The sequence below is a fragment of the Variovorax sp. CF313 genome, assembly GCF_000282635.1.
Taxonomy (GTDB): domain Bacteria; phylum Pseudomonadota; class Gammaproteobacteria; order Burkholderiales; family Burkholderiaceae_C; genus Variovorax.
In genome coordinates this window covers 1-25757 of the sequence record NZ_AKIW01000016.1, presented here as the reverse complement: position 1 = coordinate 25757, position 25757 = coordinate 1, and the positions used below count along the sequence as shown (strand labels likewise).

At 68.9% G+C, this 25757-nt stretch carries 28 protein-coding genes; 13 read left to right on the top strand and 15 right to left on the bottom strand.

From position 1 onward, the window contains the following. Positions 1 to 11: 11 nt before the first annotated feature. Positions 12 to 236: a hypothetical protein gene (locus PMI12_RS05330; protein ID WP_007829918.1), complete on the bottom strand. Its 225-nt coding sequence runs from the start codon at positions 234 to 236 to the stop codon at positions 12 to 14. Then, the gene (locus tag PMI12_RS05325; RefSeq protein ID WP_007829917.1) at positions 233 to 1177 is read right to left on the bottom strand and encodes a hypothetical protein; all 945 of its coding nucleotides are present in this window, start codon (positions 1175 to 1177) and stop codon (positions 233 to 235) included. Before PMI12_RS05325 ends, PMI12_RS05330 begins: the two co-directional genes overlap by 4 nt. A gap of 122 nt (positions 1178 to 1299) precedes the next feature. Between PMI12_RS05325 and thiL the strand changes: the two genes are divergently transcribed. Beyond that, positions 1300 to 2256, top strand: coding sequence for a thiamine-phosphate kinase (gene thiL, locus PMI12_RS05320; RefSeq protein ID WP_007829915.1), 957 nt, complete (start codon positions 1300 to 1302; stop codon positions 2254 to 2256). A 20-nt stretch (positions 2257 to 2276) separates the two neighbouring features. On the opposite strand, the gene PMI12_RS05315 is transcribed toward thiL, so the two are convergent. Both PMI12_RS05315 and PMI12_RS05310 read right to left on the bottom strand, forming a co-directional pair. Then, entirely contained in the window at positions 2277 to 2987 is a 711-nt protein-coding gene (locus PMI12_RS05315) for a DUF3053 domain-containing protein (RefSeq protein WP_007829913.1), read from the bottom strand. Between the two features lie 36 nt (positions 2988 to 3023). Then, positions 3024 to 4478 carry an MFS transporter gene (locus tag PMI12_RS05310; protein WP_007829906.1) on the bottom strand — a complete coding sequence of 485 codons (1455 nt, stop codon included), beginning with the start codon at positions 4476 to 4478 and terminating at the stop codon, positions 3024 to 3026. A 172-nt stretch (positions 4479 to 4650) separates the two neighbouring features. Between PMI12_RS05310 and PMI12_RS05305 the strand changes: the two genes are divergently transcribed. The 4 genes from PMI12_RS05305 to PMI12_RS05290 are packed head-to-tail and all read left to right on the top strand — an operon-like array spanning position 4651 to position 6549. Further along, complete coding sequence (locus tag PMI12_RS05305) at positions 4651 to 5178, top strand: phosphatidylglycerophosphatase A family protein (protein WP_007829904.1); 528 nt, start codon at positions 4651 to 4653, stop codon at positions 5176 to 5178. A 5-nt stretch (positions 5179 to 5183) separates the two neighbouring features. Further along, complete coding sequence (locus PMI12_RS05300; RefSeq protein WP_237726046.1) at positions 5184 to 5711, top strand: CinA family protein; 528 nt, start codon at positions 5184 to 5186, stop codon at positions 5709 to 5711. Between the two features lie 29 nt (positions 5712 to 5740). After that, entirely contained in the window at positions 5741 to 6235 is a 495-nt protein-coding gene (locus PMI12_RS05295; protein ID WP_007829901.1) for a nuclear transport factor 2 family protein, read from the top strand. After that, positions 6232 to 6549 carry a GNAT family N-acetyltransferase gene (locus PMI12_RS05290; RefSeq protein ID WP_007829899.1) on the top strand — a complete coding sequence of 106 codons (318 nt, stop codon included), beginning with the start codon at positions 6232 to 6234 and terminating at the stop codon, positions 6547 to 6549. Before PMI12_RS05295 ends, PMI12_RS05290 begins: the two co-directional genes overlap by 4 nt. 132 nt (positions 6550 to 6681) lie before the next feature. Here the strand turns inward: PMI12_RS05290 and PMI12_RS05285 are convergent, their stop codons facing one another. Further along, positions 6682 to 7473, bottom strand: a complete 792-nt coding sequence (locus tag PMI12_RS05285; protein ID WP_007829898.1) for a UPF0149 family protein — start codon at positions 7471 to 7473, stop codon at positions 6682 to 6684. 55 nt (positions 7474 to 7528) lie between these two features. Here PMI12_RS05285 and PMI12_RS05280 point away from each other — a divergent pair, with 55 nt between their 5' ends. After that, positions 7529 to 9226 carry an FMN-binding glutamate synthase family protein gene (locus tag PMI12_RS05280; protein WP_007829896.1) on the top strand — a complete coding sequence of 566 codons (1698 nt, stop codon included), beginning with the start codon at positions 7529 to 7531 and terminating at the stop codon, positions 9224 to 9226. Continuing rightward, on the top strand, positions 9223 to 10140 hold the full coding sequence (locus PMI12_RS05275) for a hypothetical protein (protein WP_007829891.1): 918 nt from the start codon (positions 9223 to 9225) through the stop codon (positions 10138 to 10140). Before PMI12_RS05280 ends, PMI12_RS05275 begins: the two co-directional genes overlap by 4 nt. Here the strand turns inward: PMI12_RS05275 and PMI12_RS05270 are convergent. Beyond that, positions 10137 to 10565, bottom strand: a complete 429-nt coding sequence (locus tag PMI12_RS05270; protein WP_007829889.1) for a PIN domain-containing protein — start codon at positions 10563 to 10565, stop codon at positions 10137 to 10139. The two genes, PMI12_RS05275 and PMI12_RS05270, sit on opposite strands and share 4 nt — an antisense overlap. Positions 10566 to 10677: 112 nt before the next feature. Here PMI12_RS05270 and PMI12_RS05265 point away from each other — a divergent pair, with 112 nt between their 5' ends. Beyond that, on the top strand, positions 10678 to 11145 hold the full coding sequence (locus PMI12_RS05265) for a surface-adhesin E family protein (RefSeq protein WP_007829888.1): 468 nt from the start codon (positions 10678 to 10680) through the stop codon (positions 11143 to 11145). Here PMI12_RS05265 and PMI12_RS05260 read toward each other — a convergent pair. Further along, a complete protein-coding gene (locus PMI12_RS05260; protein WP_007829887.1) occupies positions 11131 to 12360 on the bottom strand; it encodes a THUMP domain-containing class I SAM-dependent RNA methyltransferase in 1230 nt (409 codons plus the stop codon). The genes PMI12_RS05265 and PMI12_RS05260 overlap by 15 nt on opposite strands. 82 nt (positions 12361 to 12442) lie before the next feature. On the opposite strand from PMI12_RS05260, the gene PMI12_RS05255 reads away from it, so the two are divergent. From PMI12_RS05255 to PMI12_RS05240, 4 genes are all read left to right on the top strand, one after another. Then, positions 12443 to 14233: an ATP-binding protein gene (locus PMI12_RS05255; protein ID WP_007829884.1), complete on the top strand. Its 1791-nt coding sequence runs from the start codon at positions 12443 to 12445 to the stop codon at positions 14231 to 14233. Positions 14234 to 14324: 91 nt separating this feature from the next. After that, the gene (locus tag PMI12_RS05250; RefSeq protein WP_007829882.1) at positions 14325 to 14909 is read left to right on the top strand and encodes a cytochrome b; all 585 of its coding nucleotides are present in this window, start codon (positions 14325 to 14327) and stop codon (positions 14907 to 14909) included. Next, on the top strand, positions 14906 to 15499 hold the full coding sequence (locus tag PMI12_RS05245; RefSeq protein ID WP_007829880.1) for a YceI family protein: 594 nt from the start codon (positions 14906 to 14908) through the stop codon (positions 15497 to 15499). The genes PMI12_RS05250 and PMI12_RS05245 overlap by 4 nt, the downstream gene beginning before the upstream one ends. A 56-nt stretch (positions 15500 to 15555) precedes the next feature. Then, on the top strand, positions 15556 to 16200 hold the full coding sequence (locus tag PMI12_RS05240; protein WP_007829878.1) for a YceI family protein: 645 nt from the start codon (positions 15556 to 15558) through the stop codon (positions 16198 to 16200). A gap of 37 nt (positions 16201 to 16237) precedes the next feature. Here the strand turns inward: PMI12_RS05240 and PMI12_RS05235 are convergent, their stop codons facing one another. From PMI12_RS05235 to argS, 7 genes are all read right to left on the bottom strand, one after another. Further along, complete coding sequence (locus PMI12_RS05235; protein ID WP_007829875.1) at positions 16238 to 17923, bottom strand: phospholipase D family protein; 1686 nt, start codon at positions 17921 to 17923, stop codon at positions 16238 to 16240. Positions 17924 to 17942: 19 nt separating this feature from the next. Continuing rightward, complete coding sequence (gene rpoN / locus PMI12_RS05230) at positions 17943 to 19520, bottom strand: RNA polymerase factor sigma-54 (RefSeq protein ID WP_007829873.1); 1578 nt, start codon at positions 19518 to 19520, stop codon at positions 17943 to 17945. 154 nt (positions 19521 to 19674) lie between these two features. After that, a complete protein-coding gene (lptB, locus tag PMI12_RS05225; RefSeq protein ID WP_007829871.1) occupies positions 19675 to 20469 on the bottom strand; it encodes an LPS export ABC transporter ATP-binding protein in 795 nt (264 codons plus the stop codon). After that, positions 20466 to 21182 carry a lipopolysaccharide transport periplasmic protein LptA gene (gene lptA, locus PMI12_RS05220; RefSeq protein WP_007829869.1) on the bottom strand — a complete coding sequence of 239 codons (717 nt, stop codon included), beginning with the start codon at positions 21180 to 21182 and terminating at the stop codon, positions 20466 to 20468. Before lptA ends, lptB begins: the two co-directional genes overlap by 4 nt. A gap of 197 nt (positions 21183 to 21379) precedes the next feature. Further along, positions 21380 to 22027: a thiol:disulfide interchange protein DsbA/DsbL gene (locus PMI12_RS05215; protein ID WP_007829867.1), complete on the bottom strand. Its 648-nt coding sequence runs from the start codon at positions 22025 to 22027 to the stop codon at positions 21380 to 21382. A 144-nt stretch (positions 22028 to 22171) separates the two neighbouring features. Beyond that, a complete protein-coding gene (locus tag PMI12_RS05210; protein ID WP_007829865.1) occupies positions 22172 to 22939 on the bottom strand; it encodes an SPOR domain-containing protein in 768 nt (255 codons plus the stop codon). Positions 22940 to 22949: 10 nt separating this feature from the next. Further along, the gene (gene argS / locus PMI12_RS05205) at positions 22950 to 24635 is read right to left on the bottom strand and encodes an arginine--tRNA ligase (protein ID WP_007829863.1); all 1686 of its coding nucleotides are present in this window, start codon (positions 24633 to 24635) and stop codon (positions 22950 to 22952) included. Between the two features lie 132 nt (positions 24636 to 24767). Here argS and PMI12_RS05200 point away from each other — a divergent pair, with 132 nt between their 5' ends. Continuing rightward, positions 24768 to 25097 (top strand): hypothetical protein, encoded by a 330-nt coding sequence (locus PMI12_RS05200; protein ID WP_007829861.1) that lies wholly within the window; start codon positions 24768 to 24770, stop codon positions 25095 to 25097. Positions 25098 to 25204: 107 nt separating this feature from the next. Here the strand turns inward: PMI12_RS05200 and PMI12_RS05195 are convergent, their stop codons facing one another. Further along, entirely contained in the window at positions 25205 to 25657 is a 453-nt protein-coding gene (locus PMI12_RS05195) for a DUF2214 family protein (protein ID WP_007829859.1), read from the bottom strand. Between the last annotated feature and the right edge of the window lie 100 nt (positions 25658 to 25757).

Sequence of the window (25757 nt, the reverse complement as noted above, 5' to 3'; positions counted from 1 at the left end):
CCGCGCGGCCTTCAGCGCGGGATGTAGCCCTTGTCGAGGATGCGGCCGTCAACCGCGTCGATCACGAAGCGCGCGCGCGCACCGAACGCCATCGCGTTGCTGTTGATCTCCCAACGCCCCGCGCCCTTGCCGAACCAGGGCTTGCGCAGCCGCGCCTGCACCGGCTCGACGAAGGCCCAGCCAGCCGCAGTGGCAGCGGCGCGCGCCAGAGCGACGGCCTCTTTCTCGTCGATCATCGCGACCCCGGTGGCAGCGGTGGCAGCGCAGCGTTCGGCGGGATCGGCCCGTCGCTCACGCTGACCCAGAAGCTGGTGCCGCCCAGGATGATGGTGCCGATCGCCATGCCTTCGACCTGCATCTGCGAGACGGTCACATAGCCGAACTGGACCGGAAAGCGATAGGCCCCGAGCGCCTGCGCCAGCCCGTGCACGCGCAGCTGGCCGTAGCCCTCGGCCATCGCCTCTTCGAGGTAGCGCAGCAGCGCCGACTTGGAATAGGCATTCCATCGCAGCTGCGCGCGCAATTGCCGCAGCGGACCTGTGCGCGGCGCGAAGTAGCGATGCACGAGTTCATGGAACAGCGTGATGCGCTGCTCTGTCAGGCTCTGGTTGCGCGCGACGGTGACGGCGCCGTACATGTCGGTGCCACCGAGCGCGCCGCCCGCCATCGAGCGCGGGCGGCTCAGCTGCAGGCGGGGGCCGCCGGGCGGCGGCGGCAGGCCGACATCGGGCAGCGGCTCGATCCTGGGCATGCCGCGGGCCACCACCGGCTTGACCGCGCCGCGCAGCAGCAGGGCCTGGATCGTGGAGATGCCGAGCAGCATCACCGCCTTGGCGAAGTGCTTCGCAGCCTCGTCGAGATCGGCGTCGGAGCCGGCGTTGACCGACTTCTGCGCGAAGTCGTAAAGCTCGCTGGCGCCCGAAAACACCGCCGTACCGAGCGCGGCGAACCCCACCACGAGCAGGATCACGTCGACCACTTCGCCGACACCGAAGAAGTGCGAGCCGGCCCACACGACCAGCGTGGCGGCCACGATGGCCAGCGCGGCCGGCTCCAGCATGGCCTCGACGGTCTGGCGCGCCTCGCCGGGCAGCAGGGGCAGGGCCCTGCGCATCGCCTCGCCGACGCGCTCGGTCGTGGACATGGTGGCGGGTGACACGGAAACGGTTTCAGCCATGGTCGAGAACTTTCTATTTCAAGAAGATTTCGGCAGTGAAAGGCGGGCGCCACGGCGAATCTACCCGAACGCCGCCGCCGTGCCTGCAGGCCGGCGCCACGGCCACCGCTTATGCTCGCTGCATGGGTGAATTCGACCTGATCACACGCTACTTCAAGCGCCCCGCCACGCGCTCCCCGCTCGGCGTGGGCGACGACTGCGCATTGCTCGCGCCGGCACCGGGCATGCAGCTCGCGGTGTCCTGCGACATGCTGGTCGAGGGCCGGCACTTTCTCTCGACCGTCGATCCGGCGCGGCTGGGCCACAAGGCGCTGGCGGTGAACCTCAGCGACCTTGCGGCCTGCGGCGCGAAGCCGCTGGCCTTCACGCTCGCGCTGGCACTGCCGGGTGTCGACGAGCCCTGGCTCGAAGGCTTCTCGCGCGGCCTGTTCTCGCTGGCCGACGCGCACGGCTGCGAGCTGGTGGGCGGCGACACCACGCGCGGGCCGCTCAACATCTGCATCACGGTGTTCGGCGAGGTGCCGGCCGGCGCGGCGCTGCTGCGTTCGGGCGCGCGTGCGAGCGACGACATCTGGGTGAGCGGCACGCTGGGCGACGCGCGGCTGGCGCTCGAAGCCTTTCGCGGCACGGTCGCGCTGCCGGCCGAAGCCTTCGAGTCGGCCCGCGCGCGCATGGAGCAGCCCACGCCGCGCGTGGCGCTCGGGCTGGCGCTGCGCGGCATCGCCTCGTCGGCGGTGGACGTGAGCGACGGGTTGATCGGCGACCTGGGCCACATCCTCGCTTCGAGCGGTGTGGGTGCCACGCTCGATGCCGATGCGGCGACGGCCTTGATCGCTGCCGAAGTCCCCAGCCTGAGCACCGAGATCCTGCGCACCTGCGCGCTCTCGGGCGGCGACGACTACGAACTGGTCTTCACCGCTGCGCCGTCGGCGCGCGCCGCAGTAGAGCAAGCCGGAGAAGACAGCGCCACCTGCGTCACGCGCATCGGCCGCATCGAGGCCGATGCCGGCCTGCGCATCGTCGATGCAGCCGGCGCGCCGGTGTCACAGCGCTTCGGCTCCTTCGACCACTTCGTCTGAAGGCCTGAGCCGCGCGCGGCTCAGGAGCCTTGCACCATCGCCTGCATTTTTCGCTGTGCCGCATTGATCGCAGCCGATTGCCCGTTCAGCTGCTGAAGCATCTTGTTGAGCTCGGCCTGCACGGCCGGGTCGGCCACGGTGACCGTGGTGCCCGAAACCTGGATCTTCGACTTGTTCTTCTCGAGGAAGTCGCCAATGGCCAGCGCGCTGTCGAACACCGTGTCGAGCGCGGGGAACACTTCCTTGAAGGTGCCGGCCGGCGTGGTCACGGTCTTGTCGAAGGCCTTGTCGTAGACCGGCTTCAGGTCGTCGGGCTGCTTGAGCTGCGCGTGCGCGGCATCGGCCTTGGCGGTCTGCTGGTCGAGCGCGCTGCGCAGGCCGTTGAGGCCGTCCTTCGCGGCCTTGAGGTCGTCGCGGCGCGAGGCCAGGTCGGCGATGGAACGCAACGCGCCCTTGGCCATGATCTGCGTCATGGGCTGGCTCACCGACTTGTTCATGCCTTCGTTGAAATCGGTGATCACCGCGTAGTGCTTCGCGTAGTCGCCGAAGGAGGCTTTCTCTTCTTCCGTGGGCATTGGCACGCGCAGGCCGGGCTTGTCGAGCACGCGGGTCTGCAGGAAGGCCGTGAAGGCCTTGCGCTGCTCGGCTTCCTTGTTGCCGCAGGCGACCAGTGCAAGGCCGAAGGCCATGAGGAGCGACAGGGCCCCGAGACGTTGAATGAAAGTTCTCATGGGCAGAGGCCCTCCCGTGTGTTGTGGTGGCAAAAATTATAGGGAGCGCTTCGCGACGGCGCGGTATGCGAGCCACACCGCGGCGGCCGGCGCAAGCGCGAAACCCGCGAACAGCCAGAGGGCGGCCGATTGCGCGCCTTCGACACCGCCCGGCACGGCCAGCCCCGCCGCATTCGCCACCAGTCCGGCCACGGCCGCGCCCACGGCCATGCCGTAGAGCTGCACGGTGGTGATCGAAGCGGAGGCCAGGCCTTCGTCACCTTTGGGCGCCAGCGACATCACACGCGTGATCAGGTGCGGCCAGCCGATGCCCACGCCGAGCCCCACGGCCGCCAGCGCGACGGCGATCAGCAGGGTCTCGAAACCGGCACCGAAGAATTCCTGCGACGGCAGCAGCCACGCGAGTGCCAACAGCCCCAGCGTGCAGATCACCGGGCCGGCGCGCAGCATGCGGTCGGCTCCCGTGCCACTGCGGCCCGAGGACAGCAGCGAACCCGCGCTCCAGCCGCCCGCCATCGCGGCCGCGAGGTAACCCGCCATGAGCGGCGAATGGCCGTGCAGCAGCTGCAGGAAGTACGGCACGAAGATCTCGGTTTCCGTGCCGATCAGCAGCAGCGCCACGCTCGCGTAGATGGCGCCCAGCGGCGCGCTCATCGCATACGCGCCGCGCGGCAGCACGCGCACGGCGGCGCGGCTGTCGATGCGGGTGGCCGCGAAGCCGATGGCCAGGCCCAGTGCCAGGCCGGCGGCCTGCCGGAGCAGGTCGACCCACAAACCACTGGCTGCGATCACCAGCACCGAAGCCGCGAGCAGGCCGATCTGCAGCATCGGCACACGCGGCGGCGTGGCGGGCCGCGCGTACTTCACACCCATCTCGGGCCGCAATTGCACGAGCACCAGCAATGCCTGCGCCGCCGCCACCGGCAGCAGGAACCAGAAGGCCCAGCGCCAATGCCCGGCCTGCGCGAACAGCCCGCCCACGGCCGGCCCGCACAGCGTGGCGACGCCCCACATGCCCGACACCAGCGCCACCGCGCGCGGCCACAGCCGCTGCTCGAACACCAGCTGGATCAGCCCGTAGCTCAGCGCCGCGAGCAACCCGCCGCCCAACCCCTGCACCGCGCGCCCCGCGAGCATCCACGGCATGGCCGGCGCGAGCGCGCAGCCTGCCGAACCGGCGCCGAACACCGCCAGCGCCGCCAGGCACGCTCCGCGCGGGCCCAGCACCGCGAGCAGCCGCACCGACAGCGTGGCGCCGAGGATCGAGCCGACCACGAAGAGCGTCGTGCTCCAGGCATACCAGTCGAGCCCGCCGATCTCGCGCACCACCGACGGCAGCACCGTGGTCACGATGTGCACGTTGACGGCGTGCAGCGCGACGCCGCCGGTCAGCGCGAGCGCGCGCCAGCCGTTGCGGCCACTGAACAGCTCGCTCCATGCGGCGATGGGAGGTGGGGAGCGCAGTGCGGAGGAGGAGGAGGAGGAGGACATGGCAAGCAACGAAGTCGGAAAGAAGCCTGGATGCTAGGCGCGCACGGTCAATTAAACAAGCTATTGCTTTGATAAATAAAAACTGCGCCGAACCGTGCCGGCCCGGATGCGCGACACTCCTGCCCCGATGCAAGCCGCTTCTTCTTCCTCCACGACCACCACCTCCGGCGCCATGCCCCAACCCTCGATGCGCCGCGCCACGCTGCGCTTTCTGCTCTCGCATCCCGCGCACTTCATCGCGCTGGGCTTCGGCTCGGGCCTGCCGCGCATCGCGCCGGGCACCGTGGGCACTCTGTGGGCCTGGGCGGCGTTCTCGGTGATGCAGCTGTGGTTCACGCCGGCCACCATCGGCTGGATCATCGCGGCCTCGCTGCCCATCGGCTGGTGGGCCTGCACCGTGACTGCGCGCGACATGAACGTGGCCGACCCCGGCGCCGTGGTGTGGGACGAGGTGATCGCCTTCTGGATCGTGCTCTGGCTGGTGACGCCGGCCGGCCTCCTCGCGCAGGCCGTCGCCTTCGCGCTGTTCCGTTATTTCGATGCCGCCAAGCCCGGCCCGGTGGCCTGGGCCGATGCGCTGTTCAAGCAGCGCGACGCGGCGCAGGTGCGCTGGTGGCACGCGGGCTTCGGCATCATCCTCGACGACCTGGTAGCGGCGTTCTGCACGCTGCTGGTCATTGCACTCTGGCGCGCATGGTGAACCCGATGGACTCTTCCTCTTCTTCTTCGACGTTGCCGACGCTCGCGGACCACGACACGCCCGCGCTGGTCGTGGCGCTGGCCGGCCTGCTGCAGAAAAAAGGCTGGATGCTGGCCACCGCCGAAAGCTGCACGGGCGGGCTGATCGGCGCGGCCTGCACCGAGCTGGCCGGTTCCAGCGCGTGGTTCGAGCGCGGCTTCATCACCTATTCGAACGAGGCCAAGACCGAGCTGCTGGGCGTGGACGCGGCGGTGATCGCGGCGCACGGCGCGGTCAGCGAGCCGGTGGCGCGCGCGATGGCCGCGGGCGCGATCGCGCATTCGCCGCCGTCGCGCGTGGCGCTGGCCGTGACCGGTGTGGCAGGGCCGACCGGCGGCACGCCCGACAAGCCGGTGGGCACGGTGTGGTTCGGCTGGTCGGTCGATGGCGACGTGCGCACCGAGCGCCGCCGCTTCGACGGCGACCGCGCCACGGTGCGCGCGGCCACGGTGCGGTACGCACTGCAGACGCTGGTCGAGTTGCTCGGCCGCTGACCCGATTTTTCACAAACCCGAGAGGACTCATGACAGCAGCCACCAACGCCCAGACCATCGAGCGCTTCTACAGCGCCTTCGCGAAGCTCGACGGCGCCGCCATGAAGGCCTGCTACGCAAGCGATGCGGTGTTCGACGACGAGGCCTTCTCGCTGCGCGGGCAGCGCGAGGTGGGCGGCATGTGGCGCATGCTGACCTCGGCCACGAAGGCCAAGGGCGCCGACGTGTGGCGCCTGAGCTGGCGCGACGTGAAGGCCGACGACACCAGCGGCAGCGCCCACTGGGATGCGCACTACCGCTTCGGCGCCACCGGCCGCCTCGTCGACAACAGCATCGACGCGCACTTCACCTTCACGCCCGAGGGGCTGATCGCGACGCACCGCGACAGCTTCCCGTTCTGGACCTGGTCGCGCCAGGCGCTCGGCACGCCGGGCCTGCTGCTGGGCTGGACGCCCATGCTGCGCAACAAGGTGCGCGCCACCGCCGCGGCCAATCTCGCCACTTTTCTTGCACGCCAGCCATGAGCAACAACACCGCCATCGCCTTTTCCAACAACGAAGCGCAGCACCGCTACGAGGCCGTGCTCGACGGCAAGCTCGCCGCCTACGCCGAATACAACCTGCTGACCGACGCGATCATGTTCACGCACACCGAGGTGCTGCCGGAGCACGAAGGCAAGGGCGTGGGCTCGGGCATCGCGAGGCACGTGCTCGACGAGGCGCGCGAGAAGGGGCTGCATGTGATCCCGGTGTGCCAGTTCATCGCGGGCTACATCCGCAAGCACCGCGAGTACGCCGACCTCGTGCGGCCGGACATCCAGCGCGCCTTCAAGATCTGAACGGGGCCCGCTCCCGGGCTCCCGGGCTGCTCTGTTTGTGTTCCGGGAGTTCTTGTTCAGCGCGCGTGCGCAGGGCACCGGGTGCTCTGAACGATCGCGCCCCGAGGAACACGCCCCGTCAAAAGCCCCAGGTCATTCACCGTGGCATTTCTTGTATTTCTTGCCGCTGCCGCAAGGACACGGATCGTTGCGCCCGGGCGTGGCTTCCTTGCGGATGGTCTCGGCTTTCGGGCCCAGGCTCTTCCAGAGCTGGCGCAGGTCGTACACGGCCCAGATGGCGGCGCCGAAATCGTCGAGCCGCTGCTGGCTCACGCTGGGCGGGGCGTCGTCGCTGTACATCGACAACGTGGGCTTGGCGGTGTCGTCCTCGGTCAGGGCGACGATGTTGTCGAGCGCGTCGTCGAGCATGCGCGCGGCGTCCTTGTCGCGCGGCGTGGCCCAGTCTTCGGGCCAGTTCTCGACCGCGTACATGAAGCCCAGCGCCCAGACCTGCGCGAAGGACGGAATGGCTTCTCCGGCGACTTCGGCGCGTTCTTCCTCGGGCAGCGAGGCAATGGCGCCGCGGGTGTCGAGCACCTCGGGCTGCCAGCTGCGTTCGTCGTCGAGGGTTTCGACCGGGGCGTCGAGGCCCTCCTCGATCTCGATCCAGCGGCGCTTCCAGTTCCAGACGAACTCCATGTGCTGCGCCGAGGAGAAGCTGTCGCCCAGCAGCACGGGCCAGTATTCGGAGGGCATGATGGGCCGGCGGGTGCAGATCAGCGCGGCCATGAAGCCTTCGCAGAACTCCCACTGGGGGATTTCCTCGTCGTGCTCGCGCATGGCGTCGAGCGCCTGGTCGAGAGCGTCGAAATCGTCGGGGCCGAGGGGTGTACGGGCTGCGGCGGGGGCCTCGGAAGGCGAAATGGAGTCGGGAATGGTCGTCATGGCAAGTTCGGGGCAGCCCTCTATGATGCAGCAGGCTCCGGTCGAGACTACTTCTATGCCCACGATTATTCCGTTTCCGGCGCGCTACAGCGCCTTCGCCCTGTGCGTGGCCGGTCTGGCGGCCTGCCTGGCGTTCGTGCTGGTGTCGCCGCACCTGTGGCTGGCCTGGACCGGTGTGGCCGTGTTCGCGGTGCTCACGGGTACCGGCGTGCACGACCTGCGGCAGGCGCGCCACGCGATCCTGCGCAACTACCCGGTCATCGGCCACCTGCGCTTTCTGCTGGAATTCATCCGCCCCGAGATGCGGCAGTACTTCATCGAGAGCGACTCCGAAGCCGCGCCGTTCTCGCGCGCCCAGCGCTCGCTGGTGTACCAGCGCGCCAAGGGCGACCCGGACAACCGGCCCTTCGGCACCCAGCTGAACGTGACCATCGCGGGCTATGAGTGGATCAACCATTCGATGCAGCCCACGAAGCTCGCGAACCACGACTTCCGCATCGTGATCGGCGGCACGCCGCAGCCGGTCGGCGCCAATCCGGAGCAGCTCTGTACACAGCCCTATAGCGCCAGTGTGTTCAACATCTCCGCCATGAGCTTCGGCGCGCTGTCGGCCAATGCGATCCTCGCGCTCAACAAGGGCGCGCAGATGGGCGGCTTTGCGCACGACACCGGCGAGGGCTCGATCTCGCAGCACCACCGCGTGCATGGCGGCGACCTGATCTGGGAAATCGGCTCGGGCTACTTCGGCTGCCGCAACGACGACGGCAGCTTCAACGAGGAACGCTTCACCGCCAACGCGCGCGACCCGCAGGTGAAGATGATCGAGATCAAGCTGAGCCAGGGCGCCAAGCCCGGGCACGGCGGCGTGCTGCCCGCCCCCAAGGTCACACCCGAGATTGCGGCGGCGCGGGGCGTGCCGGTGGGCGTGGATTGCATCTCGCCTTCTTCGCACAGCGCGTTCTCCACGCCGACCGAGATGATGCATTTCATCGCCCGGCTGCGCGAGCTGTCGGGCGGCAAGCCGACCGGCTTCAAGTTCTGCCTGGGCCACCCTTGGGAATGGTTCGGCATCGTCAAGGCGATGCAGGCCACCGGCATCACGCCCGACTTCATCGTGGTCGACGGCGCAGAGGGCGGCACCGGGGCGGCACCGGTCGAATTCAGCGACCACGTGGGCGCGCCGCTGCAGGAAGGCCTGCTGCTGGTGCACAACACGCTGATCGGCGTGAACCTGCGCCACCGCATCAAGATCGGCTGCGCCGCCAAGGTGATCACCGCCTTCGACGTGGCCCGCATGATGGCGCTGGGCGCCGACTGGTGCAACGCGGCGCGCGGCTTCATGATGGCGCTGGGCTGCATCCAGGCACAGAGCTGCCACACAGGCCATTGCCCCACGGGCGTGACCACGCAGGACCCGTTGCGCCAGCAGGCGCTGGTGGTGCCGACCAAGGCCGACCGGGTGCGCAACTTCCACCGCAGCACGCTGCATGCGCTGCAGGAGCTGGTGCAGGCTGCGGGCCTCGACCATCCACAGCAGATCACCGCGCACCACATCGTGCGCCGCATCTCCGACACCGAGGTGCGCCTGTTGAGCAACCTGGTGATGCAGGTGCAGCCGGGCGCCCTGCTCGGCCCGCTCGACGAGCAGCACAATGTTTTCCGAACCTACTGGCCGCTGGCCAGCGCAGAGAGCTTCCAACCCGTGACGCAGGCCCCGCACGGGCTGGTGGCGGGCTTCGCACTGGCCGCATGAATCCTTTGAGACGAGGCGCCAATGGGCGCCTGCAATCGCGCAAGGGCGCAGCTTCGGCGCCCGCGCCCCTCGACGCGCTCCTGCCGAACCCGCCGGCACCCGGCGACTACGCGGAGTTCCTGCGCACCACCCTGCCGCGGCAGGAGAAGAACGTGGCGAGCCACCGCTTCGGCAGCGAACGCGTGTGGCTCAAGAAGGCCGGGCCCCGGCACGGCAAATGGGGCTATCGCGTGATGGCGGCGGTCGCGCGCATGGCGGGGCTGGACATCATCAAGCCGGTGCCCAACCCGGGCGGCGAGGCGGCCATCGCGACCGAGGCTCGGCGGCTCAAGCAGCTCGCGGCCGCGGGCCTGCGCGTGCCGGTGGTGCTGGCGCAGCAGCCGGACGGCCTGCTGATCTCGGACCTGGGCGAAAGCGGCCGCGCGACGGTCGTGCTGCAGGAGCGGCTCGACCAGGCCGCCGCCGCCGGCCCAGCCGCGCTGCTGGCCGTGTGGCGCGAAGGCCTTGCCGCGATTGCCGCCGTGCACATGTGCGGCCAGCACCTGAGCCAGGCCTTCGACCGCAACCTCGTGCAGTGCCCCGACGGCGTGATCGGCTACATCGACTTCGAGGACGACCCGGCCGAGGTCATGACGCTGGCCGAATGCCAGGCGCGCGACTGGCTGAGCTACCTGCACTCCACGGCCATGATGCTGGAAGCCGCTGCGCCGCAGGCCGCGGGGCAGCACTGGCATGCGGCGCTGGCCGGCGTGAACGAAGAGGTGCGCGAGCGCATCGCGAATGCAGCCCGGCGCATGAAGTGGGCGCAGAAGCTGCCGGCGAGCCGGCGATGGGGACGGGATACGCAGCGGGTGCGGGCGGTGGCGCGGTTGCTGGGGCAGTGGCACCTGGCGCCGCCCGCGCTCCCGAACTAAGGTGCGAACGCCGCCTGCACCGCCACACCGCGCAGTGCCAGCCGCTTCTTCATCGACAGCACCGCCCGGTCCTTGCTCAGCAGCAGTGCGCCGTGCGCCACGGCCAGGTCGATGAACACCTGGTCGTCGGGGTCGCTGCACACGCAGGGCGCGCGCGGCGGAGTGCCTTCCACCATCCGCACCCGCGCATCGAAATCGGCCAGCACCGCCGGCGCTTCCAGCCCGCGCTGCGCCATGCGCCGGGCGATCAGCGGGTAGCCCAGCACGCGTTCGAGCTCGGTGCGCATGGCGGCCGAGGCCAGCCAGTGCAGTTCGCCTGCGGCAAGCCGCACGGTCAGCGGTCCCCAGGCGGGATCTTCGAAGACCAGCAGGTCGAGCGCGATGTTGGTGTCGATGACGACGGGGCCGGATTCTGTCAGGGTCATGGAATGTGCGGGGGAATATCGCCGATGTTGCACCATGCAGGGCCGGAGTCAGGCCCTTGTCGGCCCGCCCGGCGAAAATGGGCCGTTGCCTGCCCACCCCCGCCCTTCCTTCATGAAACGTCTCCCGCTGCTCTGTCTCGTCGTGCTCGCGTCCACGGGAGTGCGGGCCGAGTGGCTGACCCTGTCGGGCACGCCCGGCGATGCCGCCAGCAGCTACGTGCAGGTGGAGCCGACCAGCGTCGAGGTGGAAGGATCGAACCGGCTCGTGAGCCTGCGCATGAGCCTGCCGGAGGACCGCACGGAACGCGAGGGCATCCGGTTCCGCTCTTTCCAGGCCCGTGCCAAGGTCGATTGCGAGACCCGCAGCGCGCGCTACGTGAGCACCACCTACTTCGGCCATCCGGACTTCGTCGGCGAGCCCGTCGCGGTGAGGCATTTCGAAGAGGACGACATCCATCCCCTGACGCTGGCCGGCGCGCGCGATCTCGTCATGCGCACAGTCAACGCGGCCTGCGCCGTCCGGCCCAAGGAAGCCGCCAGGGAGCAGCCGCGGCCCGAAGGCGCGCTACTTCCGCGCTGAGCCCGCGACCATATCGAAGCGGAACAGCCGGCACTCGATCGGCCCGTTCCACATCGGCACGCGGCGCGACTCCTTCAGCCGCATCTGCCTGGGCAGCTTCAGGTCGGGCGTCAGCACCCAGGCGGTCCAGCCGGCGTAGTTCTTCTTCCAGTGGGTGGCGAGTTGCGGGAAGAACTCGCCGCCGTCGCCCCCCTCGCCCTGCGCCGATTCGCGCGCGCCGGAACGGCCCGTGCCGGCCACGCCGCCCACTTCGATGCGCTCGCCGTACGGCGGGTTGAGCACGATCACGCCGCCTTCGGCCGGGGGCATGCGCTGCAAGGCATCGCCGCCGCGGAACTCGACCGCTTGCGCCACACCGGCGCGCTCGGCATTGCGTTCGGCGAAGTCGACCATGCGGTGCGACACGTCGGAGCCGAAGATCGCCACGCTGCCTTCGCGCACGGTGGTCTCGGCTTCCTGCCGGATCGCGTTCCAGACATGCGCCTGGAACGGCAACAGTTTCTCGAACCCGAAGCGCCGCAGCGACCCGGCCGCGATGCCGCGCGCGATCTGCGCCGCCTCGATGGCGATGGTGCCGCTGCCGCAGCAGGGGTCGTACAGCGGCTGCGTGGACACTTCGCCGGTCTCGGGGTTCCACCAGCCGCTGGCGGCCAGCATGGCGGCGGCCAGGGTTTCCTTCAGCGGGGCGTCGCCCTTGTCCTGGCGCCAGCCGCGCTTGAACAGCGGCTCGCCCGAGGTGTCGATGTACAGCGTGCAGGTGTCGGTGGTCAGGTGCGCGAACACGCGGCAGTCGGGCCACTGGGTCTCGATGCTCGGGCGCACGCCGTTCGCCTTGGCGCGGAAGCGGTCGGCAATGGCGTCCTTGATGCGCAGGGTGGCGAAGTTCAGGCTCTGCAGCGGGCTGTGCTGGGCAGTGGTCTCGATCTTGAAGGTCTGCTTCGGCGTGAACCAGATCTCCCAGGCCACGCCGTTGGCGATGGCGTAGAGGTCGTTCTCGTTGCGGTAGGGCGCGTGGGCCAGCTCGACCAGCACGCGCTGCGCGAGCCGGCTGTGCAGGTTGAGCTTCAGGGCGTCGCGCCAGTCGGCGCGCACCCGCACGCCGCCGCGCAGCGTGAGCAGGTCTTGCCCGGCGCGGCCGGTCAGGGCGTGCACCTCCTGGGCGAGGAATTCCTCGACGCCGGCGGCGCAAGGCAGGAAAAGAGAGAGATCGTTCACAAAAAATTGGCCATCGGGAAGCCCGACTAGGGGACTCCATTGTCGCCGCGTCACGCACCTTCTCTATATAGTCGATTTGCCGATGCCTCCCACCCCCGCATCCCCGGCCCCCACCGGCAGCAGCGACCGCTTCGCGATCCAGTGCGAGGTGCTGCGGCTGTCCATCCGGCCCATCGGCCCGGTGCTGCTGGTGCAATACCTGCTGAACTGCGGCGTGGCGGCGCTCTTCGCCTGGCAATACTCGGTGCCGCGCGCGCTGGTGTGGATCGCACTGGTCACCGGGGTGACGGTGATGCGCGGCTTCTTCCCGCAGCGCCTGCCCGAGCCCTTCACGCCCGAAACCCTGCGCGAGGAACAGCGCACGCACACGCTGCGCACGGCCATCTGGGAACTGGCGCACGGGCTGGCCGGCGTGCTGCTGTTCGACCCTGCGCGCGCCGACCTGCAGCTGCTGCTGGGCCTGATCCTGATGGGCATGACGCTGTCGTCGGCCTTCTCGGTGTCGTTCTATACGCCGGCCACCCAGTTGGCGATCACGCTGCTGCTGGCGCCGATCATCGTCACAGGCCTCTGGCTGGGTGCGCCGGTGATGATGGCCGTGGCGGTCATCGGCATCGGGCTGATCGCGATGATGTGGAAGCTGGTGGCCGAGCGCTCGCGCCAGCTCGAGGAGAACATCGGCCTGCGGCTCAACGAGCGCACGCTGCGCGAACAGGCGCTGGCCGGCCTGCGCGCCTCCGAGCAGGCGCAGGCCGAGCGGCTGCGCTTCTTCTCTGCCGCCAACCACGACCTGCGCCAGCCGGTGATGGCCATCGGCCTGCAGGCCGAAGTGCTGCGCCAGCAGCTGAACAGCGGCGCGGACATGGAGGCGGTTCAGTACACCGTGGGCTCGCTGGCGCGCGCGCAGCAAGCGCTCGAAGGGCTGACCAACCAGCTGCTCGAAATCGGCCGCATCGAGGCCGCGGTCGATCCGCTGCGTCCGGCGGCAGTGGCTCTGGCGCCCCTGCTGCTGGGGCTGGCGCGGCAGGCAGGCGACGGCCGGGTGCTGGTGCGCTGCCCGCACGACGCCATCGCCTGGAGCGACACCTTGTCGGTGCGCCGCGTGCTCGCCAACCTGGTCGACAACGCCGTCAAGTTCACGCCGCGCGGGCGCGTGCTGCTGGCGGTGCGGGCGCGCCGGCGCGGGACCGGCCGTGCCTGGCGCGTCGAGGTGCGCGACAGCGGCATCGGCATCGCGGCCGACGCGCAGCAGCGCGTGTTCGACGACTTCGAGCAGATCGGCAACGTCGAGCGCAACCTGCAGCGCGGCCACGGGCTGGGCTTGGCGATCGTGCGGCGGCTGGCGGCGCAGCTCGGCATTGCGGTGTCGCTTCGCTCGGCGCCGGGGCGGGGGTCGGTGTTCAGCTTCGAGCTGCCTGCCGCGCCCGACGGCGCGATGGTGGCGGCGCGCCCTGCTTCCGCGCCGCAGGACGACGGCGCCGATGCAACGCACACGCTGCGCCCCGGGCTCGCAGTGCTGGTGGTGGAAGACAACACGGTGGTGGCCGACAGTCTCAGTGCCCTGCTGCGGCAATGGGACGTGGAGCCGCGCGTCTATGCCAGCGCCGCCGAGGCGCTGGCGCTGGCCGACCTGCGCGCGCTCGACGCGGCGCTGTGCGACATCCGCCTGCCGGGTGCGCTCGACGGCATCGCGCTGGCCGACAAGCTGCAGCGGCAGAAGCCGTCGCTGGCGATCGCGCTGATTTCGGCCGACATCAACGAAGCCACCCAGCGGCTCGCCGCCGAGCGTGGCTGGCATGCGCTGCGCAAGCCGGTGCAGCCGGACGAACTGCGCGGGGTGCTGCTGAGGGCGCAACAGCCGTCGCAGGGCTGAGGCCGGCAGGGCGGCGGGCTGGCACGGGCCGTGCGGTGATGTCATCGCTTCCGATATATGCTCCGCGCACAGGCCGCCTGTCCTGCTCACGATGTCCGCCGACACATCCTCATCCCCCCTCGCCGCCGACCCGCGCTACGACCCGTTCACGATGGCGCTGCACTGGCTGCTTGCGGCCCTGATCGTGGGCTCGTTCGGCGTAGGGCTCTACATGACGGGGCTGCCGTTCTCGCCGCTGCGCCTGAAGATCTACAGCTGGCACAAGTGGGCGGGCGTCACCATCCTCGCGCTGTCGGCGCTGCGGCTGCTGTGGCGGCTCGGGCATCGCCCACCGGCGCTCCCGCCGGGCATGTCGGCGCTCCAGCTGGCGAGCTACCGCATCAGCCACACGCTGATGTACCTGCTGTTCTTCGCGGTGCCGCTGTCCGGGTGGGCCTACAGCTCGGCCATGGGCATGCCGGTGGCGTGGTTCGGCGTGCTGCCGCTGCCCGACTTCGTCCCGGTCGACCACGCCTTCGCCGAGGCGGTGCTGCAGCCGCTGCACCGCAACTGCGCCTTCGTGCTGGCGGGCGTCACGCTGCTGCACGTGGCGGCGGTGCTCAAGCACCACTGGATCGACCGCGACGGTCTTCTCAAACGCATGTGGCCCCGGCCACGCAAGGAACCAGCTCGATGATCAAGCGCCTGTTTTTCCGTCTCGCGCCGTCGCTCGCGGCGCTGGCTTTCGCCACCCTGGCGCTGCCGGCCGGCGCCGAGCCCGCAGCGGCAAAGCTCGTGGCCGACAAGAGCCAGATCGTCTTCGTCAGCAAGCAAATGGGCGTGCCCGTGGAAGGCACGTTCAAGAAATTCGACGCGCAGGTGGCCTTCGACCCGAAGAAGCCCGAGGGCGGCACCGTCGCGCTGCAGATCGACACGGCCAGCGCCGGCTTCGGCGTCCCGATGAGCGATGCGGAACTGCCCAAGCAGCCGTGGTTCGACGCCGCGCACTTCCCGCAGGCAAGCTTCCAGTCGAGCGCCATCAAGGCGCTGGGCGACGGCAAGTTCGAGATGGCGGGCAAGCTCACCATCAAGGGCATCGCCAAATACGTGACGGTGCCCGTCAGCATCGCCGCGGCCGGCGGCAAGGAGGCGGTTGCCACGGGGAGCTTCACGATCCAGCGGCTCGACTACAAGGTGGGCGAAGGCGAATGGACCGACACCTCGACGGTCGGCAACGACGTGCAGGTGCGCTTCAGGTTCACGCTCACGGGCTTCGGGCCGTTGTGAAGCGCCAGGCTGTCCGCCCCTCACTCACTTTCCTCTTTCCTCCCGCATCCAACACCATGAAAAAGCTCCTTCTCGCCGCGGCCCTGTCGGCCGCCGCATTCACCGGCAGCGCCACGGCGCAGCAACAGCAACTGCCAACGGAATTCGCCCCGGCCGTGGCCGCCAAGCCCGCGGGCGGGCCGGCGAAGAACGCCAACTACGTGATCGATCCGACTCACACCTTCGTGATGTACGAGATGGGGCACTACGGCACCACCACCAACCGCGGGCGCTTCAGCACCAAGGACGGCTCCGTGCAGATTGACGGCACCGGCGCCAGCGGCAAGGTCGACATCACGATGGACATCAGCTCCATCAACACCGGCGTCGACCTGCTCAACCGCCATGTGCAGAGCAAGGATTTCTTCAACGTGGCCGAGTTTCCGATCGGCCGCTTCGTGGCCGACCGCATCGATTTCAGCGGCGGCAAGGTGACCGACGTGCCCGGCACGCTCACGCTGATGGGCCAGACCAGGCCTGTGACGCTGAAGGCCGTGCGCTTCAACTGCTACCTGAGCCCGCTGATCAACCGCCAGGTGTGCGGCGGCGACTTCGAGACCACGGTGGAGCGCAGCGACTGGGGCATCACCTGGGGGCTGAACTTCGGCTTCGAGAACAAGGTGAAGCTGCTGGTGCAGGTCGAAGCGGTCAACGTGCAATGACACCGCTGCCCGGCCTCGCCGGCGCCACGAGCACCAGCTAGAGCAGGCTCTCCGGCGTCAGCGGCGCCAGCAATTCGAGCATGACCCGGCCCCAGAAACTGGAGTCGGGCTCCTCGGTCAGCACGGTGAGCTTGCCGGCATCCTCGCTGACCCATTCGATGCGCGACTCGTTGCTGCCTTCGGCAAAGCGCAGCCGGTAGGCGCCCTGCTGCTTGAGCACGTCGATGAGTTTCAGCGCCTGCTGCGCCATCTCGGCGCTGTGGATGATCAGCCCGATCTCGGTGTTGGCCGACTCCGAGCGCGGGTCGAAATTCATCGAGCCGACGAACAGCGTGCGCCGGTCGATCACGGCCGACTTGGCATGCAGCCTGCCCACCGAGGTGCCGAACAGGCCCAGCCGCACGCTGCGCCGGGTGCGCGTGGAGCTCAGCTCGTAGAGGTCGGCGCCGAGCTTGAGCATGTCGGGCCGGTAGCGGCGGTAGGCGGTGTGCACCAGCGGCTCGTCGGTGGCGGCCAGCGAATTGGTGACGACGCTGATCTTCACGTTGCGGTTGCGGATCTCGCGCATCACCTCCAGCCCCGTGGCGCCCGGGATCAGGTAGGGCGAGACGATGGTCACTTCGGAGCGTGCACGGCGCATCTGCTCGACCACGTTGTAGCGCACGCTGTCGACGTCGAGCAGCGGCACGCCGCCGTAGGAGGCGGTCTTGCCGATCACGCGCTCGGGCGAATCGGCATAGGCCTCGGCGGTGGTCCAGATCAGGCCGAGCTTGCCGGCGTTCAGGTCTTCCACCATCGGGCTGTAGCCGAGCAGGTCGTTGGGCGCGGGCTTCGGCGGCGGTGGAGTGGTGTCGGGGCCGGTGACCGCGTCGAAGCGGCGCTGCAGCTCTTCGGCCGACAACTCGCTGCGCACCACCGACTGGATCGGCCGCACGTAGATGCTGTTCCAGTACTGGTCGAACAGGCTGCCCAGCCGCGGGATCAGCGCACCGGTGACGAAGGTGTCGAGGTCGAGAAAATTCTCGCCCGCGGTGCGCGTGAAGTACTGGTTGCCGATGTTGCGCCCGCCCGCCACCGCCATCGCGCCGTCGGCGATGAACAGCTTGTTGTGCATGCGCCGGTTGACGCGGCTGAAGTCGAACAGCGAGGCGGTGAAGCGCTTCAGGATGCTCGCGCGCCCGGCCGGGAACGGGTTGAACAGGCGCAGTTCGACGTTGGGCGTGGCGGCAAAGCCGAGCAGCAGTTCGTCCTCGCCCGAGGTGTAGAGATCGTCCATCAGCACTCGCACGCGCACGCCGCGCTGGGCGGCGTCGCGCAGGGTGCGCAGCAGGTAGCGGCCGGTCTCGTCGTTCTCGATCTGGTAGTACTGCACGTCGAGCGTGCGCTGGGCACGGCGGGCCAGCTGGATGCGGGTGTCGAAGGCGAAGTCGCCACCGGGCATCAGGCGAAAACCGCTCAGGTCGGGGTCGGGCTGCAAGGCCAGCGCGAGCTTGCCGAGGGCGGTGTCGGCCGAGACGGCCATGGCCTTGGTGGGTGCGCGCGGGGCCTCGTCGGGCAGGGTGGCGCAGCCGGTGGCGAGCAGTGCGAAAGCCGCGAACAACAGCGCCAGGCCCCAGCGCCAATACGGTCCAGGTCCGTTCGGGGAACACCGCGGAACCGGCTCCGCCGGGCCGCAGGTGTTGCCCCCTGCAAGGGGGTTGGCGAAGCGACACGAAGTGCGCATAGCCTGGGGGTGTGCCAAGTTACAGGGCTTTGCGCAGGTTCGCGGGCGCGATGCGCAGCGCCTCGCGGTACTTGGCCACGGTGCGCCGTGCGCACTCGATGCCCTGCTCTTTCAGCATCTCGGAGATCTGGCTGTCCGACAGCGGCTTCTTGATGCTCTCGGAACTCACGAACTGCTTGATCAGCGCGCGCACCGCGGTGCTCGACGCATTGCCGCCCGTCTCGGTGCCCAGCGCCGAGCCGAAGAAGTACTTGAGCTCGACGGTGCCGAACGGCGTGGCCATGTACTTGGCGGTGGTCACGCGCGAGATGGTCGATTCGTGCAGGCCCAGCTCGTCGGCGATCTCGCGCAGCACCAGCGGGCGCATCGCGAGTTCGCCATGCACGAAGTAGCTCTTCTGCCGCTCGACGATGGCGTTGCTCACGCGCAGGATGGTGTCGAAACGCTGCTGGATGTTCTTGATGAACCAGCGCGCCTCCTGCAGCCGCTGCGACAGCGCCTGGCTGCCCTCGCCCTTGTGCGACTTGAGCGCGCCGGCATAGATGTCGTGCACGCGCAGGCGCGGCATCACCTCGGGGTTCAACATGACGCGGAACTTCACGTTGGTGCCGCGGCCGGTCTTGGTGACGATCACATCGGGAATGACGATGTTGCGCTCCACGTCGACGAAGCGCCGGCCCGGCTTGGGCTCCAGCCGCGCGATGATCTGCAGCGCCGAGCGCACCAGCTCCTCGCTGCTGCGGGTGAGCGTGGCCAGGCGCTTGAAATCGCGGCGCGCAAGCAGCTCCATGGGCTGCTTGCAGACGGTGATGGCGGTCTTGCGGACCAGCGCCTCTTCGTCCGTCTCGTCCTCGCTGGCCATGGCGCGCAGCTGGATGCCCAGGCATTCGCCGAGGTCGCGCGCGCCTACGCCCGCGGGCTCCAGGCTCTGCAGCAGTCCGAGCGCCACCTGGAAGTGATGCACGAGGTCGTCGAACTGGTCGTTGTCGTCGCCAGCCAGGCCCGAGGCCAGCGCGGGCAGCGAGTCTTCGAGGTAGCCGTCGTCGTTGAGAGATTCGATGAGAAAGCGCAGCGCGGCGCTGTCGTTCTCGTTCAGGCGCAGGCTCAGCGCCTGTCGGTGCAGGAACGACTGCAGCGACTCCTGGCTGCGCGCGAGTTCAGTGGCGTCGGCACGTTCGTCGTCGCCGAGGTTGTTCTGGCGCGCGGGCGCGTCGCTGCCCCACTCGCTGTCGTCGGGCGCCGCCATGTCGACGGTGCCGTCGCCTTCCCAGTCGGGCTCACGCTCGGTGATCTCGGCAGCTGGCCCGTCGGTATCCGCCGTGGTGGTGCTGGTGGTCTCGGCGGGCGCACTGGCGGCCGAAGGCGCGAAGTCGCTCTCGCCCTCATCGCGCGGAACCGGCGCATCAGCCGTGTCGAGCCCGAATTCCTCGCGCGCCGCTTCTTCCGCGGTGCGTTCGAGGAACGGGTTTTCGTCCAGCATCTGCTCGACTTCCTGGCTCAGTTCGAGCGTGGAAAGCTGAAGCAGCCGGATGGACTGCTGCAGCTGTGGCGTCAGTGCCAGATGCTGCGAGACGCGAAGGGACAGCCCTTGCTTCATGAGGAAATGGCCCCCCCCCAGGCTGCGCGCTTCGCGCTACGCCACCCCCCAACCGGGGGCGGGCCGGCCGCTTCGGGCGGCCGTGCGCGGCGGCCCCCGCGAGGAAGCTCCGCGCGGACGGTGGCCACGATGATCCTTGACCCTCGCCGCACGATCACATCCGGAAGTGTTCGCCCAGGTACACCCTGCGTACTTCGGCGTTGTCGACGATCTCCGAGGGTGTGCCTTGTGCCAGCACATGCCCGTCGCTGATGATGAACGCGTGATCGCAGATGCCCAGCGTCTCACGCACGTTGTGGTCGGTGATGAGCACGCCGATGCCGCGCTCCTTCAGGAAGCTGATGATCCGCTGGATTTCGATCACCGCGATCGGGTCGATGCCGGCGAAGGGCTCGTCCAGCAGGATGAAGCGCGGCTGGGTGGCCAGCGCGCGCGCGATCTCGACGCGGCGGCGCTCGCCGCCCGACAGCGCCAGCGCGGGCGAGTCGCGCAGGTGGTCCACCCGCAGGTCGGCCAGCAGTTCGGACAGTCGCTCTTCGATGTGCTGCTTCGACAGTGGCGCCATCTTGCCGTTGGCATCGGGCTCGCTCTGGAGCTCGAGCACGGCGCGCACGTTTTCCTCGACCGTGAGCTTGCGGAAGATCGAGGCCTCCTGCGGCAGGTAGCTCAGGCCCATGCGGGCGCGGCGGTGGATCGGCATGTGGGCGATGGGCTCGCCGTCGATGGTGATGTCGCCCGCATCGGCGCGCACCAGCCCCACGATCATGTAGAACGAGGTGGTCTTGCCCGCGCCGTTCGGCCCGAGCAGCCCGACGACTTCGCCCTTCTGCACGTCGAGCGAGACGTCCTTCACGACCGTGCGGCTGCCATAGCTCTTCTTCAGGCCGCGCGCGACCAGGCGGCTGCCCGGCGTGCTGTTGGCGTCCTGCGATACAACGGATTCGATCACTTGCGGGTTTCTCCCTCGTCACCGAGCGTGGTGCTCGGGCGCAGGCCCTTGCCGGGCGCCGGGGTGGGCGCCGGCGGCGGCGCCTTGGCGCCGGCCGGGGCGCCGGCAGCGGGCGCACCCGGCGCGGTCGCGGCCTTGGGGGTCAGGATGGTCTTCACGCGGCCACCCGGGGTGGCCGCGTTGACGGCGGTGTTCGGCGGCACGGTGGAACCGTTGACCGTGTAGGTGTCGTTGCTCTGGTCGTAGACGATCAGCGCGCCCTGGCTTTCGTCGTTCGGCGTGGCGCCGATCAGGCGGCGCATCGTGGCGTTGCGGATGAACTTGACGTTGTCGGCGCGGCTGTCGTACTCGATGACGTCGGACTCGCCCTCGATCCACTCGTCGGGCGCATTGCGCTTCTGCTTGTAGTAGGCCCGCTTGCCGGGCGCGGCGGTGACCACGCCGTACTGGTAGCCCTCGGCGTCCTGGCGCACGTCCAGCCGCGCGCCGCGGATGATGATCGTGCCCTTCGTTACCAGAACGTTACCGGTGAACACGCTGGTCTGCTTCAGGTCGTCGTAGCGCATCGAGTCGGACTCGATGTTCATCGGCTTGGCGCGGTCGGCGGTCTCGGCCGCGGCGCCCGAGGCGAGGCCGGCCAGCAACAGCGCGCCGGCGGCCAGGCGGCCGATGCGACGAAGGAAGGAAGTGGTGGGGTGAGAGTGCAATGTCATAGAGGCACGAAACTTGCTCGGCATTGTATGCGGCTGATTGCGTCAGCCCCGCCCGCACAGATGAAAAAGCCCGCCGAAGCGGGCTTGACTTTCCTTCTGGTTCTACCAGAAACACCGCGGAACCGGCTCCGCCGGGCCGCAGGTGTTGCCCCCTGCAAGGGGCAGGCGAAGCGACACGACGTGCGCGCAGCCTGGGGTCAGCCCTTCCTTGCTTCGCCGACCAGATAGTTCACGACCTGAAGCACTTTGGTCATGTTGCCGGCGGTTTCCCCATCCACATACCAGCGGCCGGCCACGGCCATCGCCGGCACGCCGGCGACCTTGTAGGCGTCGGTCATCTGCGAGGCGCGCTTGGCCTTGCTGGCCACGCCGAACGAGGTGAAGACCTCCTTGAACTTGGCGCCGTCCAGGCCATTGGCCGCGGCCCAGGCAATGATGTTGGCGTCGCCGTTCACATTCTGGCGCTGTGCGTGGATCGCGTTGAAGACCTTCGGCTGGAATTCGTCGACCTTGCCCATGGCCTCGAGCGCGTAGTACAGGCGCTGCTTGGCCTCGACGTCGTTGCCCACGAAGGGCACGGGAATGCGGCGGAACGCCACTTCCTTCGGCACGGTCTTGAGCCAGGCTTCCAGCGCCGGTTCGAAGTCGTTGCAGTGCGGGCAGTTGTACGAGAAGAACTCGACCACTTCGATCTTGCCGGCTGGCGCGTCGACCGGTACGCGCTTGTCGAGCGCCAGGTACTCGGTGCCCGCCTTGGGCGCGCGCGCCTGGGCGTGCGCGGTGTTGCCAGCCAGCGAAAGCAGGCCCAGCGAAGTGGCGGCCAGCGAAAAGTCACGACGTTTCATTGAAAAGGTTCTCCAGTTGGTACGCAGACTGAGCCGGCGCGCGGCGGGGAGTTCCCCCGCACCCGGCGCGCCCAGGGCAACGATGAATGGTGGCGGCAAATGCCGCGGCGCGAAGCTTAGGGGCTATTCGTGTCGGCCGCCGGGTCAGCGCTGCACGCGAACCAGCGCCGAATCCATGCCGCCGCCGTCGAGCCGCTCCTTGAGGCGATCGGCGTCGTCCTTCTTGTTGAAGGGGCCGGCGCGCACGCGGTAGACGGTGCGGCCCGCCTGCTCGCGCTCGGTGACCTTGGCCTCGACGCCCATCAGCGACAGCTTGGCGCGCTGCGCCTCGGCGTCGTCGGTGGTGCGGAAGGCGCCGGCCTGCACGAAGTACATGAACGGATCGGCGCCTGAACTGCTGCTGGCGTTGCTGTTGTTGCTGCTGCTCGGCGCGGCCGAGGCAGTGGTCGTGCCGGAGCCCGAAACGTTGCCCGAGCGCGCGCGGGCGAGGTCGCCGAGCGGATCGTTCGATGCCGGCAGGGAGTTGGCTTCGGCCGGCACCGGCGCAGGGCGCGGCGGCTTGGGCGCCACCACCACGGGCACGGGGGGGGCGGTCGTGGGCGGGGCGGTAGCCGGGGCCACGGCGGTGGTTGCCGGCTCGCCGGTGACGGGATTGACCGGAGCGGCCGGGGCCGCCGGCGCGGGCTTGGCGGCACCGGCCTTGCCGGCCAGCGGCGCGTTCGGGTCCCAGTCGCGGTTCTTGCGGGCTTCGGCCTCGTCCTGCTCGGCGCCGCCGCGCTGCGTCTTGGTCACGAACGGGATCGGCACCTTGGTCACGTAGACCGCGATGCCCAGCGCGACGCCCAGGCCGAGCACCAGCCCGATGATCAGGCCGATGACGATGTTGCCGCGTTGTCTGGTTGTCTTCTTCATGGTGAGGAGTTCACATCTTGCTCGGCGCACTGACGCCGAGAATCGCGAGGCCATTGTGCAGCACCTGCGCGGTCGCGGCGACCAGCGCCAGGCGGGCCAGCTTGACCTTTTCGTCGTCGACCAGGATGCGCTCGGCGTCGTAGTAGCTGTGGTAGCTGGCGGCCAGCTCGCGCAGGTAGAACGTGACGTCGTGCGGGGCAAAGTCCTTCGACGCGGCCGTGAGCATGGCCGGGTACTTGGCCAGCAGCAGCATCAGCGCCTGGGCCGCCGGGCTTTCGAGCGGCGACAGGTCGACGTCCTTGAGCGTGGCGGCGTCGCCGCCCCAGCCGGCCAGCACCGAGCAGATGCGCGCATGCGCGTACTGCACGTAATAAACCGGGTTGTCGTTGTTTTTCGTCACCGCGAGGTCGACGTCGAAGGTGTATTCGGTGTCGGGCTTGCGGCTGAGCAGGAAGAAGCGGATGGCATCGGTGCTGGTCCACTCGATCAGGTCGCGCAGCGTGACGTAGCTGCCGGCGCGCTTGCTGATCTTGACCTCTTCGCCGCCCTTCATTACGCGCACCATGGTGTGCAGCACGTAGTCGGGGTAGCCCTCGGGAATGCCTTCGCCCGCCGCCTGCAGGCCGGCGCGCACGCGCGCGATGGTGCCGTGGTGGTCGGTGCCCTGGATGTTGATGACCTTGTGGAAGCCGCGCTCCCACTTGGCGATGTGGTACGCGACGTCGGGCACGAAATACGTGTACGTGCCGTCCTGCTTCTTCATCACGCGGTCCTTGTCGTCGCCGTAGTCGGTCGACTTCAGCCACAGCGCGCCGTCCTGCTCGTAGGTCTTGCCGGCGGCTACGAGCTTCTGCACGGCAGCCTCGACGCGGCCGCTGGTGTACAGGCTGGACTCCAGGTAGTACTGGTCGAAGTGCACGCGGAAAGCCTGCAGGTCCAGGTCCTGCTCGCGGCGCAGGTAGGCCACGGCGAACTCGCGGATGGCGTCGATGTCCTCGATGTCGCCGCTGGCGGTGACTTCGCGGTCTTCCGACTTGACGGTCTTCTTCGCCTTGAAGTCGGCCGCGATATCGGCGATGTAGTCGCCGTTGTAGGCCGGGGCCTTATCGCCACTGGGCCACTCGGCATCGCCGGGCTTGAAGCCGCGGGCGCGCAGCTGCGTGCTGTTGGCCAGCGTCTGGATCTGCACGCCGGCGTCGTTGTAGTAGTACTCGCGCCAGACGCTCTCGCCCTGCGAGGCGCGCAGGTTGCAGATGGCGTCGCCGAGCGCGGCCTGGCGGCCGTGGCCGACGTGCAGCGGGCCGGTCGGGTTGGCCGAGACGAACTCGACCAGCACCTTCTCGCCGGAGGCCGGCTGCTGCCCGAAAGCATTCGCGGCGGACAGCACCTCGCGCACGATCTGCTGCTTGGCCGCCGTCTTCAGGCGGATGTTGAGGAAGCCGGGGCCGGCGATCTCGATCGCCTCGACCCACTGGCCGAAAGCGGGGGTGGCGAGCAGCGCAGCGCTCAGTTGCTCGGCCAGCTCGCGAGGCTTGCGCCCTAGCGGTTTGGCGAACTGCATCGCGGCCGTGCTGGCGAAATCGCCATGCGCAGCCACCTTGGGCGACTCGAACGCGGCTTTGGAGCCGGCGCCGGGCGAGAGGGATTCGAGCGTGTTCGCGAGCGCCGCGAGCAGCTCCTGTTTGACCAATAGCATCCGCGAATTTTACCGGGGGCAAACCCGGGCCCATTTAACGATCGTCATCCGATTGTTGTCTTCGGCCGTTAGGAGGGCCGGCCCCAAAGGCGGGGCTCCTGTCACAACTCAACCCTGCAAGGACATATCACCATGAAGAAGCTCCTTTCCCTGCTCGCACTCGGCGCTTGTCTTTCCTTCGGTGCCGCACAGGCACAAGACAAGGCGGCCGCGCCTGCGGCGGCCCCGGCCGCTGCGGCCGCACCCGCCGCCAGCTGCGAAGCCAAGGCGGTCGACAAGAACGGCAAGGCCCTGGCAGGCGCCGCCAAGAGCAGCTCCATCAAGAAGTGCGAAAAGGAAGCCAAGGCTGCAGCGACCCCCGCATGCGCAACCAAGGCGGTCGACAAGAACGGCAAAGCTCTGGCCGGCGCCGCCAAGAACAGCTTCATGAAGAAGTGCACGGCGGATGCAGCCAAGGCCTGAAAACGGCATTGCTTGTGAAACGAGGCCCGCCGCGTGCGGGCCTTTTTCATGTCCGTGACCGGCCCTGAAGTCCGGCGAACCCCGTGCGATTTTTCCCGCCCGGAGGCCTACTTGCCGAAGCCGCGCGCCAGGAACACCGCCACCAGCGGAATCAGCGCGATCAGGTGCGCCTGGATCATCACCAGCCGGCGCGTCTTCTTCACGTCGGCCTCGGCCGGCAGCTTGCCGGTGGCGCGCAGCGTCTTGCGCCAGCGGAAGTAGGTCAGCGTCGGGAAGATCGAGATCACGCCGACGATGATGAAAAGCCCCAGCTTCACATGCAGCAGCGGGTTGGTCCAGTACCAGGCCGTGCCCTTCACGCCCCACCAGGTGCGCGCGATGCCCGTGGCGAGCACCGCGATGGCGGCCATGCCGTAGACCATGTCGACCCTGGCCAGCCGCTCCACCACGGCCGCGTTGAGCCACTGCACACGGCACAGCGCCGCTTCGCTGGAAATGAAAACGACCATCGTCAGGATGGCGAGCAAATGCAGATAGGCGAGGATGGCTTCGAGCGTCATCGTTGGCTTTCAAGGCTGTGACTCGCCCCCAGGCTTCGCGCATTTCGTGTCGCTTCTCCTTCCCCCTGCCGGGGGCAACACCTGAGGCCCGGCAAAGCCG

Excerpts from the sequence above, each read along its gene's own strand:
- PMI12_RS05330 (WP_007829918.1), bottom strand. The coding sequence starts at position 236 with ATGATCGACGAGAAAGAGGCCGTCGCTCTGGCGCGCGCCGCTGCCACT.
- PMI12_RS05325 (WP_007829917.1), bottom strand. The coding sequence starts at position 1,177 with ATGGCTGAAACCGTTTCCGTGTCACCCGCCACCATGTCCACGACCGAG.
- thiL (WP_007829915.1), top strand. The coding sequence starts at position 1,300 with ATGGGTGAATTCGACCTGATCACACGCTACTTCAAGCGCCCCGCCACG.
- PMI12_RS05315 (WP_007829913.1), bottom strand. The coding sequence starts at position 2,987 with ATGAGAACTTTCATTCAACGTCTCGGGGCCCTGTCGCTCCTCATGGCC.
- PMI12_RS05310 (WP_007829906.1), bottom strand. The coding sequence starts at position 4,478 with ATGTCCTCCTCCTCCTCCTCCTCCGCACTGCGCTCCCCACCTCCCATC.
- PMI12_RS05305 (WP_007829904.1), top strand. The coding sequence starts at position 4,651 with ATGCCCCAACCCTCGATGCGCCGCGCCACGCTGCGCTTTCTGCTCTCG.
- PMI12_RS05300 (WP_237726046.1), top strand. The coding sequence starts at position 5,184 with ATGGACTCTTCCTCTTCTTCTTCGACGTTGCCGACGCTCGCGGACCAC.
- PMI12_RS05295 (WP_007829901.1), top strand. The coding sequence starts at position 5,741 with ATGACAGCAGCCACCAACGCCCAGACCATCGAGCGCTTCTACAGCGCC.
- PMI12_RS05290 (WP_007829899.1), top strand. The coding sequence starts at position 6,232 with ATGAGCAACAACACCGCCATCGCCTTTTCCAACAACGAAGCGCAGCAC.
- PMI12_RS05285 (WP_007829898.1), bottom strand. The coding sequence starts at position 7,473 with ATGACGACCATTCCCGACTCCATTTCGCCTTCCGAGGCCCCCGCCGCA.
- PMI12_RS05280 (WP_007829896.1), top strand. The coding sequence starts at position 7,529 with ATGCCCACGATTATTCCGTTTCCGGCGCGCTACAGCGCCTTCGCCCTG.
- PMI12_RS05275 (WP_007829891.1), top strand. The coding sequence starts at position 9,223 with ATGAATCCTTTGAGACGAGGCGCCAATGGGCGCCTGCAATCGCGCAAG.
- PMI12_RS05270 (WP_007829889.1), bottom strand. The coding sequence starts at position 10,565 with ATGACCCTGACAGAATCCGGCCCCGTCGTCATCGACACCAACATCGCG.
- PMI12_RS05265 (WP_007829888.1), top strand. The coding sequence starts at position 10,678 with ATGAAACGTCTCCCGCTGCTCTGTCTCGTCGTGCTCGCGTCCACGGGA.
- PMI12_RS05255 (WP_007829884.1), top strand. The coding sequence starts at position 12,443 with ATGCCTCCCACCCCCGCATCCCCGGCCCCCACCGGCAGCAGCGACCGC.
- PMI12_RS05250 (WP_007829882.1), top strand. The coding sequence starts at position 14,325 with ATGTCCGCCGACACATCCTCATCCCCCCTCGCCGCCGACCCGCGCTAC.
- PMI12_RS05245 (WP_007829880.1), top strand. The coding sequence starts at position 14,906 with ATGATCAAGCGCCTGTTTTTCCGTCTCGCGCCGTCGCTCGCGGCGCTG.
- PMI12_RS05240 (WP_007829878.1), top strand. The coding sequence starts at position 15,556 with ATGAAAAAGCTCCTTCTCGCCGCGGCCCTGTCGGCCGCCGCATTCACC.
- PMI12_RS05235 (WP_007829875.1), bottom strand. The coding sequence starts at position 17,923 with ATGCGCACTTCGTGTCGCTTCGCCAACCCCCTTGCAGGGGGCAACACC.
- rpoN (WP_007829873.1), bottom strand. The coding sequence starts at position 19,520 with ATGAAGCAAGGGCTGTCCCTTCGCGTCTCGCAGCATCTGGCACTGACG.
- lptA (WP_007829869.1), bottom strand. The coding sequence starts at position 21,182 with ATGACATTGCACTCTCACCCCACCACTTCCTTCCTTCGTCGCATCGGC.
- PMI12_RS05215 (WP_007829867.1), bottom strand. The coding sequence starts at position 22,027 with ATGAAACGTCGTGACTTTTCGCTGGCCGCCACTTCGCTGGGCCTGCTT.
- PMI12_RS05210 (WP_007829865.1), bottom strand. The coding sequence starts at position 22,939 with ATGAAGAAGACAACCAGACAACGCGGCAACATCGTCATCGGCCTGATC.
- argS (WP_007829863.1), bottom strand. The coding sequence starts at position 24,635 with ATGCTATTGGTCAAACAGGAGCTGCTCGCGGCGCTCGCGAACACGCTC.
- PMI12_RS05200 (WP_007829861.1), top strand. The coding sequence starts at position 24,768 with ATGAAGAAGCTCCTTTCCCTGCTCGCACTCGGCGCTTGTCTTTCCTTC.
- PMI12_RS05195 (WP_007829859.1), bottom strand. The coding sequence starts at position 25,657 with ATGACGCTCGAAGCCATCCTCGCCTATCTGCATTTGCTCGCCATCCTG.